This window comes from Erythrobacter sp. (genome assembly GCF_040217515.1).
GTDB lineage: Bacteria > Pseudomonadota > Alphaproteobacteria > Sphingomonadales > Sphingomonadaceae > Erythrobacter.
Map to the genome: position 1 here is coordinate 1 of NZ_JAVJPT010000003.1, position 11948 is coordinate 11948.

Consider the following 11948-nt stretch of genomic DNA (forward strand, 5'->3'; position numbering starts at 1 on the left):
CAGCAGCCCAGAACCTCCGAAAACTGGCCAAGATGCAACCAATGCCGGGGCTCGCACCCGCCTGAGCGGGATGGCAGCTCGCTCGCGTAAATCCAAACCTCGCCTTCAGCTCACCCCTGCGGCGACTTCTTCAACAGAATAGACCCCGTTGCAGACTTTCTCCATCGCTCACATTCGTCATCCCAGCGAAAGCTGGGATCGTCCTCGACATAGTGTTAGCTCACGGCAATGGGCGGCTGGGTCTACATCATGACCAATAAGCGCGACGGTGTGCTGTATATCGGCATCACCGCCGACCTCTCCGCGCGAGTGTCGCAACACAAGCAAGGGAAAGGCTCAGCTTTCTGCCGTCGTTACGGCCTTGATCGTCTGGTCTTTGCAGAGCCTCACGCTGAAATCACCGACGCGATCGCCAGAGAAAAAGCGATGAAGGCATGGAAGCGTGCCTGGAAGATCGAGCAGATAGAAAAGAAAACCCTGATTGGGATGATCTGTTCGAGAAGATTCCCTGATCGACAGCGATCCCAGCTTTCGCTGGGATGACGGAATAGGCAATGGCGGCTCTCCACCCACTTCCCGCCGTCAGCGGTCACCGCCGCCCTTCCCGAAAGCCGTCCTACCCCTGCCCGCGTCCGCGTTCCTGTACGGCGGCGCGGCGGGCTTCGACTTCTTCCGGGCGGACCGCGCTGTTCGCCGCGCCCGATCGTTCCGCTTCCAGCGCCATGCCTTCGGCGAAACTCGCGGCGTAGCCGTCGTCGATCAAGCGCTTGTAGGCGGCGAGGAAACCGGGGTCGATCTCGGCCATGGCCCCACCCAGCCGCCGCGCGAGCGGCATCAGGTCGACCGGCTCGACCACGTGATTGACCAGCCCCCACTGGTGCGCCGTCGCCGCATCGAGGAAGTTGCCGGTGAAGGCGAGCTCCTTCGCCCGCGAAATGCCGATCATGCGGCTGAGCTTTTGCGACAGGCCCCAGCCCGGCACGATCCCGACGCGCGCATGGGTGTCGGCGAAGCGGGCATTGCTGCTCGCAACCAGCACATCGCAGGCGAGCGCGACCTCAAAGCCGCCGGTGATCGCAACGCCATTGACCGCGCCGATCACGGGCTTCGCACACACCTCGATCGCGCGCACCGGGTTGTCGGCCGGGTCGGTTGCGTTGGCGCTGCCCAGCGCGCCGTCCTCACTGCCGAGTTCCTTGAGGTCCAGCCCGGCGGTGAAGGCGCGCTCGCCCGCGCCGGTCAGGATGACGGCGCGCGCGTCCTCGCGCCCGTCCACCTCGACCATCACCTCGTACAGCCGTCGCCGGAGCGCACGGCTCAGAGCATTCATCGCCTCCGGGCGGTTGAGCGTGACGGTCGCGATGCCATCGGCGACATCGAGCAGCACGGTATCGGTCATGTCCTTCCCCCTAATCCTGTCCCGCAGCGCAGCGCACGCAGGTCGCGACGCTCGGGTCGTGTTCGAGCCGTTTCGCCGCGATTTCCTCGCCGCAGGTGAGGCAGTATCCCCATTCGCCCTCTTCCAGCCGTTCGAGCGCAGCGGCGATGCGGCGGCGCTCGGCCATGCGGCGACGTTCCTGCGCCTTGGCCATCGCCTGCTGCTGCATCGCGTCCATGCGGCTCAGCCTGCCGACGCTGTCCTGTTGCAGAGTGACCGGCGCGCGGCCCTCGGCCCCGGCGCGGTCCTCCTCGTCCAGTTCGGCGGCGCGGCGGGTGAGCTGCTGCCTCGCTTCGTCCTCTTTCATGACGCGCACCCTCCTACAGCCCCGGCGCGGGCGCAAGCCGCCTAAAGCGACCAGTCGATCGCCCCGCGCCCGTTCTCCTCGAGAAAGGCGTTGGCCTGACTGAACGGGCGCGATCCGAAAAAGCCCGAATGGGCCGAAAGCGGGCTGGGATGCGGCGCGGTGAGCACGAGGTGGTGCGCGCCCTTGCCCAGCTCCGGAACGCGCCCCGCCTTCTTCTTCGCATGGCTGCCCCACAGGATGAACACGGTCGCCTGCCCGCTCGCTGCCACGGCCGCGACGCAGGCGTCGGTGATCGCATCCCAGCCGCGCCCGGCATGGCTGCCCGCCTTGCCGGCCTCGACCGTCAGCGTGTTGTTGAGCAGCAGCACGCCCTGCTCTGCCCATTTCGTGAGGTCGCCGGTCGCGGGGCGCGGCAGGCCGATATCGCTTTCCAGTTCCTTGAAGATGTTGACCAGCGACGGCGGGGGTTTGACCCCATGCCGCACCGAAAAGGCGAGACCGTGGGCCTGTCCCTGCCCGTGATAGGGATCCTGCCCGAGGATGACGACGCGCACGCTGTCGAGCGGCGTCATCGCCAGCGCGGCGAGCCGCTGCCCGCGCGGAGGATAGACCCGCTTGCCCGCCGCTTCCTCGGCCCGCAGCCAGCCGCCGAGCCGCCGCGCCTCGGGCGAAGCGAGGACCGGGTCGAGCGCCGGGCGCCAGCTTTCGGGGACGGGATCGGAGGCGGCGGAGGTCATTGCGGCACGGTTTACGCCACCCTCGCCACGGCGCGCCACTACGCCCTTCCCCTCTATCCCCAATGGGCGTAGGGCAGGGCGCGATGACTGTGCATTTCCACGAAGAAGACCTGCCCGAAGGCGTGCTCGCCGGCGACGGCCCGCTCGCCGTCGACACCGAGACCATGGGCCTCGTCACTCACCGCGACCGGCTGTGCGTGGTGCAGATCTCCGACGGGTCGGGCGACGAGCATCTCGTGCGCTTCGCACCCGGCAGCGATTATGCCGCACCGAACCTGAAACGGGTGCTGGCCGACCCGGCGCGGGTGAAGCTCTACCATTATGCCCGCTTCGACCTCGCCGCGCTGCATTACTACCTCGGCGTGATGGCCGCGCCCGTGTTCTGCACCAAGATCGCAAGCAAGCTCACTCGCACCTATACCGACCGCCACGGGCTCAAGAACCTGACCGACGAACTCTTGGGCGAAAGCATTTCCAAGCAGCAGCAGAGCTCGGACTGGGGCGGGCCGGAACTGAGCGAGGCGCAGCGCGACTATGCCGCCTCCGACGTGCGCTATCTCCACCGGCTGCGCGAGGAACTGACCCTGAGGCTCGCGCGGGAGGGGCGCAGCGGGATGGCGCAGGCGTGCTTCGACTTCCTCCCCACCCGGGCGCTGCTCGACATCGCCGGATGGGCCGAGCACGATATCTTCAGCCATTCGTGATGTCCCGCTGACCCGATGGTGACCAGGCCCGTGGCAACGCGCAAACGCATCGAGACCGACGAGGCGCAGGCGCTGCGCAGCCGGCGACAGCATTTCGCCGCGCCCGGCGGCTCGCATGACCGGCTGGTCGGGTTCCTTGCCCGTGCGCTGCCCGTGGGCGTGGGAATCGTCGCGGGGCTGATGGTGATCACGCCGCTGTCCCCGCGCGGCGAGGTGAGCTTCCTGCTCGACCGCAACAAGGTGGCGACGATCGACGAACGGCTCAGCGTCGACAATGCGATGTATCGCGGGCGCGACGATCGCGGGCGGCCCTTCTCGCTGATGGCAGGCGAGGCGGTGCAGCGTTCGAGCGCGGAGGGGCTGGTGCGGATGCAGGACCTCGTCGCGCAGATCCTCCTGCCCGAAGGCCCGGCGCGGCTCGCCGCACAGGGCGGGGTCTACGATATCGACAAGGAAGTGGTCGACGTGCGCGGCGAGGTCAGGCTGACTGCGGCGGACGGCTATTCGATGACCGCGCGCGGGGTCTCGGTCGATCTCAGGCAGCGCCTGATGACAGGCGATGCAGGGGTCGAGGGCGAAGTCCCGGCGGGGAGCTTTTCCGCCAATTCGATGCGCGCCGACATCACCGAACGCACTTTCGCTCTCGCAGGCGATGCGCGGCTCACCATGATTCCCGGCAAGCTGAGGATGCCGCAATGACGCGCCGTTCGACCCACCACGCCCGCACTGGCCGACCCCGCATCGGCCAGCCCCACACTGGTCTTGCCCGCATTGGCCTCGCCTGGGGCGCGGCGGGGTTTCTCGGCACGCTGGCGCTGATGGGCGGGATCGCCTCCCACGCCCAGTCCATCGCGAGCCACGATTCGCGCGCCCCGGTGGATTACGCAGCCGACCGGATCGAATTGCAGGATCGTGCCAACCGGGTCGTGCTGTCGGGCGGAGTGGTGATCGAGCAGGCCGACCTCACGCTCACCGCGGCGCGCACGATCGTCAGCTATGACGACAGCGGCGACCTCAGGATCGACCGCATCACCGCGACCGGCGGAGTGGTGGTCACACGCGGCAACGAGCGCGCCAGCGGGGCGAGCGCGATCTACGATTTCGGTCGCCGCGTCATCACGATGGCAGGCGATGTGCGCCTGCGCCGGGGGACAGACACGCTGAGCGGGGGTCGGCTGGTGATCGACCTCCAGAGCGGGCAGTCGAGCGTCGACGGGCGCACCTCCGCACGCGGGTCCAACGGGTCGCCCGGCGGGCGCGTGACGGGCAGTTTCCGCGTTCCGCAGGAGGACTGAAGCACACCGACCGGGCAACGCGGCGGGGACGCGTTCCGGCTGCTAGATGGGCCGGCTGCTAGATGGGCCGGCTGCTCAATGGGCCGGCTGCTAGATGGGCCGGCTGCTCAATAGGCGTTGGCGTGGCGCAGCACGAAGACCGTCTTCAGCAGGATCCCCAGATCGCTGAGCAGCGACCAGCTGGTGATGTATTCGAGATCGGCCTGCAACCGGTCGGTGAGATCCTTTTCCCGCTCGGTCGCACCGCGATAGCCGCGCACCTGGGCGAGCCCCGTGAGCCCCGGCTTCAGGCAATGGCGCTGCCAGTACTTCGCGTCGATGTCCCAGAACAGCTTGTTGTTCGCGCGGCTGCCCAAGGCGTGCGGGCGCGGACCCACGATCGACATCTCGCCTTTCAGAACGTTGATGAGCTGCGGCAATTCATCGATCGAGGTGCGCCGGATGAAAGCGCCGATCCGGGTGATACGGTCATCGTCGCGCGATGTCGAGCGATCGCCGTTCGAATCGAGCTTTTCCTCGCGCATCGAACGGAACTTGTACATCTCGAAGAACTGGTTGCCGCGCCCCATCCGCCGCTGGACGAAAAAGACGGGTCCGCGATCCTCCAGCCTGATCAGCACCGCGATCACGAGGAAGAGGGGAGACAGCGCCACCAGCGCGCCGAGCGCGACGACGCTATCGAAGGCGCGCTTGAGGATGCGCGCGCGCAGCGACAGCGGACCGTCCGAGACGACCAGCGTGGTGCGGCCCTGGTCCTCGTAGCGATGCACCCCGAGTGCGCCGAGCCGGTGCGCGGGCTCGCTCACGATCTCGCCATAGACGCCCGCCGATTTCAGCAGCACGGACCAGCCCTCGCGCGCATCATAGGGGCAGCTCACCACCACCTTGTCGCGATTGCGCAGCAGCTTGCCGAGCCGGTCGCGCATATGCGGATCGTGGCTGGTCGGATCGAGATCGTATTTCGCTGCCGAAACCTTCGTCTCCCCGCCCACGCCCAGCGCGAAAACCGGCCCGCCGGCGTCGATCACCAGCTCGTTGCGCACGCGGCCCTGCCAGAACCGTTCGATCGCCAGCGGGACCAGCCGCCGCATCGCGGCCAGAAGCAGCAGCGTGAGAGCAAGGCCCAGCGTCACCGATACTCGGCTGAATTCGGCGTTCGACTTGGTGTAGAAGGCGACGAAATTGAGCAGCGCCACCGAAAGGGCGAGCGCGACAAGCGACTTGCTCACCGCATATTGCCAGCGCGTCAGCGCGTGCACGCCATAGGTGCCGTTATAGAGCGCGATGGTGAAATAGAGGGGAACCAGCGTCTGCGCGGCCAGCATGTTGCGCGAATCCCACAAGGACCCGTCATAAAGCAAGCCGCCCAGCCAGAATCCCGCCTGGATCAGAATCCCGTCGAGCAGAAGCAGGACGATATAGGTGCGCAGCCGCCTGCGCTCGAGCGAGGGCGTGACCTTTCGGTCCAGAGGATCCGCTAAGGCGTCCGAACCGAGATTGACGGTAACTTTGTTCATCGCGCTATCGCACTCCCCGCATGGTGCGACCCCGTCTATGTGTTTACCACTAGACTTACCTTAAAATCATGCAAGATTTTTGCAGGTGCGAAAAGCGCGTCGCCCCGTTTCGTTACCGCCTCGCGGCGAAGCGGGCGATCTGCGCGAGATCCTGCGACAGCCGCACTTCGGCGGCGCGGTTATCCGCAATCAGCGCGCGGTGCAGCGCGACCAGGCGCGGGACCAGCCGTTCGAGCCGCCGGGTTTGCGCGCCGGGCTTTTCGGGCAGGCTCCAGCGGGCATATTGGCGCGCGATCTCCTTCTCCTCCTTCCAGAAAATGCCCAGCCGCGCCTTCGCGCCCCGGTCGAGATTGCCGAAGGAGCCGCGCGGCCCCAGCTGCGCCATGATTCGCGCCAGCAGCGCGGCACGCCGTTCGAGCGCGAGGACGAGGCCGACCGGATTGAGCCCGTGTTCGCGCATACGCCTGAGTTCACCCGGAAGCGCGGCGATGTCCCCGCCGAGCACCACATTGACGATCGGCTGGAATCCGTCCTCCTCGGTTGCCGCGCCGATCGCCGCGTGATCCTCCGCCGTCGCGGCGCGGGGCGATTGCGGGTCCGCCCCGACATAAAGCGCAAGCTTGTCGACCTCGCTGCGGGCAAGGCGCAAATCGAGCCCGCAACCGCCCGCGATCCGCTCGGCGAGATCGCCGCCAAGGCGCAAGCCCGCCGCATCGGCCATGGCCCGCACCGCGACGACGACATCGCGCATGTCGGGCGGGTAGAACATGCCGACCAGCGCGTCCCCCCGTTTTTCCAGCAGCTTGGCCGTGCGCGATTTGTCGGTCGCGCCGGTTGCGACGACGATCACCGGGGCGGCTTCGCCCCCGCCCGATTCGCCCGTCTCGATCAGCGCGGCGAGCGCGTCATGCGCCTCATCCCCGGTGCAGCGCACGATGACGTGACGCCTTTCCCCGAACAGCGAGGCCGAGCGCGCCTCGTCGCCGAGCTTCGCGGCATCGCCCTTCAGCTCGGCGCCGGAAAGCTCCACCCGCTCGCCGGGATCGTCCAGGGCCTCGATCACCCGGTGCGCGGCCGCCCATGCGCCGGCCTCGTCCGGGCCGCAGAAGAAGAAGATCGACGCGCTCGCGGCGGCGCGCGGCAGGCCGCGGGCGAAATCCTGCCCTTTCGCCTTCATCGCCCGGTCATGGCGCGGCGGTTTCCCGCGCGCGCTCCCGTTCCCGCAGGGCGAGCGCGATGGTGGTCGTCATGCGGTCCGCGATTTCCTCGGCCAGGTTTTCCAGCGCGGTCTGCTCGGCCGCGATGGTGGCGTATTCGCTGGAGACGACATCGATCCCCGCATCCGAGCCCGCGGTCGCATCGAGCACGATTTCGCCGCTCTCGATGTCGATAAGCTGGTAGCGCGCGCGCAATATGCGCCTCTCGCGGCTGATCGTGTCGTCGTTGAGAACGCCCAGCGCCTCGAGCGAATCGTCGAGCCGCACGTCGAGCCGGTAGCGCGTCGGCTCTTCGCCGCCCGCCTCGAGCCGGTCCTGCAGCGCATTGCGCACCAGCCACCCGCCGCGCCCCGGGATCGCGGGGACGTCCACCGCAGCGAGGCCCTGCGAGACCGCCGCATCCGAGCCGCCCGCATACATCGGCTGGAGCCCGCACCCCGACAGGGGCAGGGCGACGGCGAGCGCGGCGAGCAGGGCGACGGCGGCGCGCATCAGGTCACGATGTTGACCAGCCGGTCGGGCACGACGATCACCTTGCGAATGTCCGCTCCATCGAGCGAACGCTGGACCTTCTCGCTGGCGAGCGCAAGCGCTTCGAGGTCCTCCTTCGAAGCGCCCTTGGGCGCGGTCAGGGTGTCGCGCAGCTTGCCCTTGTGCTGGACGGCAATGGTGACCTCGTCCTCGACGAGGCACGCGGGATCGTGCTCGGGCCAGGGGGCATCGGCGATCAGGCCTTCCCCGCCCATGGCTGCCCACGCCTCTTCGGCAAGGTGCGGCATCATCGGCGCGGCGAGGTGGAGGATCGTGCGGATCGCGAAATTGCGGCTTTCGCTCGGGGCCGCCTTTTCGGTCGCGCCGGTCAGTTCGTATATCCGCGCGACGGCCTTGTTGAAGCTCAATGCCTCGATATCCTCGGCCACGGCGACGATCGCCTGGTGGGCCTTTCGCAGCAGCGCCTTGTCCTCGCCGGTCGCGGAAGGGTCGAACTGGCCGAACAGCCGCCAGAGCCGCTGGACGAAGCGTCCGCAGCCCTCGATGCCGCTGTCCGACCACGGCAGGTCGCGTTCGGGCGGGCTGTCCGACAGCATGAACCAGCGCACCGCGTCCGCGCCATATTGTTCGATGATGCGGTCGGGATCGACGACGTTCTTCTTCGACTTCGACATCTTGACGACGCGGCCCGCGGTGACCGGCTGGCCGCTTTCGATGTGGACGTAGTCCTCGCCGTTACGCTTCACCTCGTCGGGCGAGAGCCAGCTGCCATCGCCGAGCGCATAGGTCTCGTGCGTGACCATGCCCTGCGTGAACAGCGCGGCGAACGGTTCCTTGACCGACAGCTTGCCGATATGCGCGAGGGCGCGGGTCCAGAAACGGGCATAGAGCAGGTGGAGGATCGCGTGTTCGATCCCGCCGATATAATGCTGCACCGGCAGCCACTTGGCGATCTCTTCGGGGTCGAACGGGCGGTCATCGGGCTGCGAGGCGAAGCGCAGGAAATACCACGAGGAATCGACGAAAGTGTCGAGCGTGTCGGTCTCGCGCCGGGCGGGTTTGCCGCAGCAGGGGCAGTCGACGTGCTTCCACGTCGGATGGCGTTCGAGCGGGTTTCCGGGGGTCTCGAAATCGACGTCCTCGGGCAGCTTTACGGGCAGCTGGTCCTTGGGCACGGGGACGATGCCGCAGGCGTCGCAATGGATGATCGGGATCGGCGTGCCCCAGTAGCGTTGCCGCGAAACGCCCCAGTCGCGCAGGCGCCAGACAGTCGTGCCCTCGCCCCAGCCCGCGTTCTCTGCGCGGGCGATGACTTCGGCCTTGGCCTCTTCGACGCTCATGCCGTCGAGGAAATCGGAGTTCACGATCACCCCGTCGCCGCTTTCCGCCTCGCCCTCGAACGGCGCATCGGCCTTCGAGGGGTCCGGGGCGACGACGCGGGCGATGGGAAGCTTGTACTTGGTGGCGAATTCGAAATCGCGCTGGTCGTGTCCCGGCACGCCCATGACCGCGCCCGTGCCGTAATCCATCAGCACGAAGTTCGCGATGAACAGCGGCAGGGCCTGGCCGGTGAAGGGATGGCGCGCGGTGATCGCGGTGCGATAGCCCAGCTTCTCCGCCGTCTCGAGCGCGGCCGCCGTGGTCGCGCCGCGCTTGCATTCCTCGATGAAGGCGGCAACCTGCGGGTCATCGCTGAGCCCCTGCGCCACCGGGTGATCGGCCGCGACCGCAACGAAGCTCGCGCCGAAGATCGTGTCGGGCCGCGTGGTGTAGACGGGCAGCTTTGCGCCGTCCGAAAGCTCGAAGGAAAACTCCAGCCCCTGGCTTTTGCCGATCCAGTTTTCCTGCATCAGCTTCACCTTGTCGGGCCAGTCCTCCAGGTCATCGAGGCCCGCCAGCAGGTCCTCGGCGAAATCGGTGATCTTGAGGAACCACTGGTCGAGCTCGCGCTTCTCGACCTCCGCGCCCGAGCGCCAGCCCTTGCCGTCGATCACCTGCTCGTTCGCCAGCACGGTCATGTCGACCGGGTCCCAGTTCACGCTCGAGGAGCGGCGATAGACCAGCCCCGCTTCGTAGAGGTCGAGGAACAGCGCCTGTTCGTGGCCGTAATATTCGGGATCGCAGGTGGCGAATTCGCGGGTCCAGTCCAATGCGAAGCCGATCCGCTTCAGCTGCGCTTTCATCTGCGCGATATTCGCCCGCGTCCACTCGCCCGGGTGGACGCCTTTTTCCATCGCCGCGTTTTCCGCCGGCATTCCGAAGGCATCCCAGCCCATCGGGTGCAGCACTTCGTCCCCGCGCATCCGGCGATAGCGCGCCAGCACGTCGCCCATCGTGTAATTGCGCACGTGCCCCATGTGGATGCGCCCGCTGGGATAGGGGAACATTTCGAGGATATAGCTCTTCGGCTTCGCGGCGTGCGAATCGGCGGTGAAGGTGCCTGCGTCCGCCCACGCTGCCTGCCAGCGCGCGTCCGCGCGCGCGGAATCGAAACGGTTCTCGGTCATGGCCGGTGCTTTATGGATTTCAGCGGCAAATGGAAGCGCCGCCCGCAGCGAATCGGGTGCTTGCGACCGCGCTTACGAACTGAGCGCCTTGCGCCTGAGGTCGCGCGCCTCGGTGAGGATGATGTCCTCCAGCTTCTGCACGGTCGCCGCCTGCACCGGGGCTTCGACCCAGGTTCCGCTCTGGCGGACCTGGCGGCTTGCGGAGACGCGCAGCGCATCGGCGCGCAGCTGCTGGTCGAGAATGGTGATGGCGAGCTTCACCCGTTCGTCCGGGTTGCTCGGATTGGCATACCAATCGGTGACGACGATGCCGCCCGAACTGTCCGCGCTGGCGAGCGGGGCGAAGCTCACCGTCTCGAGCGCGGCGCGCCAGAGATAGGCGTTGACGCCGATCGCATTGACCTGCGCGGTGGGAAGCTCGCTGGTCGGGCGCTCGCGCCCGCCGCAGGCCGCAAGCAGGCCGATCGCGGCGCAGGCGGCGACCAGCCGGGCCGGGGTGGAATATGCGAAGGGGGCGGGTTTCACCGTTGGAACACCTCTTGAAGTCCGTCTGTCGATGCGGCTCTATACCGTTCGGGGTGCGCGCGGCAAGCGCCGCCCCGCCATGACCCTCGGCGAGTCCGAAAGGAAGCGCGATCGCCAAGGCCCGCCCGGCGAATCGCGCCCGGGCCCTTTCGCTCGCCTGAACCTGCGCCCGGATCGCCCCATGCGCAGGTGCGATTATGTGTGCCGGGCGCAACAGGTCGCCGGCGAAGCGCGCCTTGCAGCGCCACGATCGTTGCGCTTCGCACGGCGACACGCCTATCCTCGCGTGGCGATAACATGGGTGATTGCTAAGACGGCGTTCATCTTCGTATTGCATAACGGTAGCGGGCGAAAATCGCCCGATTTCGAGAGGTCGAGAGACGGGACATGCGACGCGGGACGACATCGGCGAAGGCGGCATCGGCTAAGGCCGGGCCGGCATGGTCGGCGCGTTTCGCCATTCTCGGCGCGCTGGCGGTCGGCCTGCCCAGCGCCGGGCTCGCGCTCGTCACGGGCAGCGATACCGATACGGCGCCTGCCTCGAACGGGTTCGACCTCTTCACCCCGGCCTCGGTCGATCCCCAGCTTGCCGCGCGGGTGGCCGAACGCATGGCCGCCGGCGGTATCCGCTTCACCCCTGCCGGATCGGCCTCGCCCGATAGCGAACGGACCGTGACGGTCGCCGTGCGAATCGATCACGAGCACACGGCCAAGGCGATCGATGTGCGCGAAGGGATCGAACAGGCGCCCGGTACCGGCACCGGCCTGGCCGCGCTGGCGCAGAGCAAGTTCAATCTCGGCACCGCACGCGGCTATCAAAGCTTCGCCCGCACGGTCCAGTTGCCCGCCTCGGTGCGCGACATGGCGATGCCCGACCTGTCCGAATTCGAACCGGCCCGCCGCGAGGAAGAGCCCGCGCGGCTCAAGCCCCGGATCGAGCTCGAGCCGGAGGAAATCGCCGGGCGTTCGCCCAACACGCTCGATTCGATCTCGGCCCAGACGGTCGGTGTCGGCGGCAGCTTCAGCCTGTCGCCCAATCTCGATGTGACCGCAGGCGTGCGGTATTCGCAGGAGCGCGAACGGCTCGATCCGCTGACCAATTCGGTCAAGGACAGCCAGGCCGTCTATGTCGGCACCCAGATCAAGTTCTGATCGCTTCCCCGCCCGATTTCGGAATACCCCGCTTCGGCGGGGTTTTTCTTTGCGCAT

At 67.5% G+C, this 11948-nt stretch carries 12 protein-coding genes and 1 pseudogene; 5 read left to right on the plus strand and 8 right to left on the minus strand.

The genetic code is table 11. The features are described from left to right. Nucleotides 1–228 precede the first annotated feature (228 nt). Nucleotides 229–512: pseudogene (locus RIB52_RS01545) on the plus strand (GIY-YIG nuclease family protein). Nucleotides 513–616: 104 nt separating this feature from the next. Here the strand turns inward: RIB52_RS01545 and RIB52_RS01550 are convergent. Genes RIB52_RS01550 through ung form a run of 3 tightly spaced genes read right to left on the minus strand, consistent with a single transcriptional unit; the run spans nucleotide 617 to nucleotide 2482 of the window. Next, nucleotides 617–1399, minus strand: a complete 783-nt coding sequence (locus RIB52_RS01550) for an enoyl-CoA hydratase (RefSeq protein WP_350172219.1) — start codon at nucleotides 1397–1399, stop codon at nucleotides 617–619. A gap of 10 nt (nucleotides 1400–1409) precedes the next feature. Next, nucleotides 1410–1745: a TraR/DksA C4-type zinc finger protein gene (locus RIB52_RS01555; RefSeq protein ID WP_350172221.1), complete on the minus strand. Its 336-nt coding sequence runs from the start codon at nucleotides 1743–1745 to the stop codon at nucleotides 1410–1412. Between the two features lie 41 nt (nucleotides 1746–1786). Beyond that, nucleotides 1787–2482, minus strand: a complete 696-nt coding sequence (gene ung, locus RIB52_RS01560) for a uracil-DNA glycosylase (RefSeq protein ID WP_350172223.1) — start codon at nucleotides 2480–2482, stop codon at nucleotides 1787–1789. Nucleotides 2483–2565: 83 nt separating this feature from the next. Here ung and RIB52_RS01565 point away from each other — a divergent pair, with 83 nt between their 5' ends. From RIB52_RS01565 to RIB52_RS01575, 3 genes are read left to right on the plus strand one after another with little or no spacing between them, the layout of a single operon-like run. Beyond that, nucleotides 2566–3186, plus strand: coding sequence for a ribonuclease D (locus RIB52_RS01565; RefSeq protein ID WP_350172225.1), 621 nt, complete (start codon nucleotides 2566–2568; stop codon nucleotides 3184–3186). Between the two features lie 30 nt (nucleotides 3187–3216). Then, the gene (lptC, locus tag RIB52_RS01570) at nucleotides 3217–3885 is read left to right on the plus strand and encodes an LPS export ABC transporter periplasmic protein LptC (RefSeq protein ID WP_350172227.1); all 669 of its coding nucleotides are present in this window, start codon (nucleotides 3217–3219) and stop codon (nucleotides 3883–3885) included. Then, nucleotides 3882–4481 carry an LptA/OstA family protein gene (locus RIB52_RS01575; protein ID WP_350172229.1) on the plus strand — a complete coding sequence of 200 codons (600 nt, stop codon included), beginning with the start codon at nucleotides 3882–3884 and terminating at the stop codon, nucleotides 4479–4481. Before lptC ends, RIB52_RS01575 begins: the two co-directional genes overlap by 4 nt. 107 nt (nucleotides 4482–4588) lie before the next feature. Here the strand turns inward: RIB52_RS01575 and RIB52_RS01580 are convergent, their stop codons facing one another. The 5 genes from RIB52_RS01580 to RIB52_RS01600 all read right to left on the minus strand — a co-directional run bounded on the left by RIB52_RS01580 (nucleotide 4589) and on the right by RIB52_RS01600 (nucleotide 10739). Further along, on the minus strand, nucleotides 4589–5998 hold the full coding sequence (locus RIB52_RS01580) for an exopolysaccharide biosynthesis polyprenyl glycosylphosphotransferase (protein WP_350172231.1): 1410 nt from the start codon (nucleotides 5996–5998) through the stop codon (nucleotides 4589–4591). Between the two features lie 112 nt (nucleotides 5999–6110). Then, a complete protein-coding gene (gene holA / locus RIB52_RS01585) occupies nucleotides 6111–7175 on the minus strand; it encodes a DNA polymerase III subunit delta (RefSeq protein ID WP_350172233.1) in 1065 nt (354 codons plus the stop codon). Nucleotides 7176–7182: 7 nt separating this feature from the next. Next, nucleotides 7183–7707 carry an LPS assembly lipoprotein LptE gene (gene lptE / locus RIB52_RS01590; protein ID WP_350172235.1) on the minus strand — a complete coding sequence of 175 codons (525 nt, stop codon included), beginning with the start codon at nucleotides 7705–7707 and terminating at the stop codon, nucleotides 7183–7185. Next, on the minus strand, nucleotides 7707–10214 hold the full coding sequence (leuS, locus tag RIB52_RS01595) for a leucine--tRNA ligase (RefSeq protein ID WP_350172237.1): 2508 nt from the start codon (nucleotides 10212–10214) through the stop codon (nucleotides 7707–7709). The genes lptE and leuS overlap by 1 nt, the downstream gene beginning before the upstream one ends. Nucleotides 10215–10286: 72 nt before the next feature. After that, nucleotides 10287–10739 (minus strand): DUF3576 domain-containing protein, encoded by a 453-nt coding sequence (locus RIB52_RS01600; RefSeq protein ID WP_350172239.1) that lies wholly within the window; start codon nucleotides 10737–10739, stop codon nucleotides 10287–10289. 387 nt (nucleotides 10740–11126) lie between these two features. Between RIB52_RS01600 and RIB52_RS01605 the strand changes: the two genes are divergently transcribed. After that, complete coding sequence (locus tag RIB52_RS01605; RefSeq protein ID WP_350172241.1) at nucleotides 11127–11891, plus strand: hypothetical protein; 765 nt, start codon at nucleotides 11127–11129, stop codon at nucleotides 11889–11891. Nucleotides 11892–11948 lie beyond the last annotated feature (57 nt).

Excerpts from the sequence above, each read along its gene's own strand:
- RIB52_RS01550 (WP_350172219.1), bottom strand. The coding sequence starts at position 1,399 with ATGACCGATACCGTGCTGCTCGATGTCGCCGATGGCATCGCGACCGTC.
- RIB52_RS01555 (WP_350172221.1), bottom strand. The coding sequence starts at position 1,745 with ATGAAAGAGGACGAAGCGAGGCAGCAGCTCACCCGCCGCGCCGCCGAA.
- ung (WP_350172223.1), bottom strand. The coding sequence starts at position 2,482 with ATGACCTCCGCCGCCTCCGATCCCGTCCCCGAAAGCTGGCGCCCGGCG.
- RIB52_RS01565 (WP_350172225.1), top strand. The coding sequence starts at position 2,566 with ATGACTGTGCATTTCCACGAAGAAGACCTGCCCGAAGGCGTGCTCGCC.
- RIB52_RS01575 (WP_350172229.1), top strand. The coding sequence starts at position 3,882 with ATGACGCGCCGTTCGACCCACCACGCCCGCACTGGCCGACCCCGCATC.
- RIB52_RS01580 (WP_350172231.1), bottom strand. The coding sequence starts at position 5,998 with ATGAACAAAGTTACCGTCAATCTCGGTTCGGACGCCTTAGCGGATCCT.
- holA (WP_350172233.1), bottom strand. The coding sequence starts at position 7,175 with ATGAAGGCGAAAGGGCAGGATTTCGCCCGCGGCCTGCCGCGCGCCGCC.
- lptE (WP_350172235.1), bottom strand. The coding sequence starts at position 7,707 with ATGCGCGCCGCCGTCGCCCTGCTCGCCGCGCTCGCCGTCGCCCTGCCC.
- leuS (WP_350172237.1), bottom strand. The coding sequence starts at position 10,214 with ATGACCGAGAACCGTTTCGATTCCGCGCGCGCGGACGCGCGCTGGCAG.
- RIB52_RS01605 (WP_350172241.1), top strand. The coding sequence starts at position 11,127 with ATGCGACGCGGGACGACATCGGCGAAGGCGGCATCGGCTAAGGCCGGG.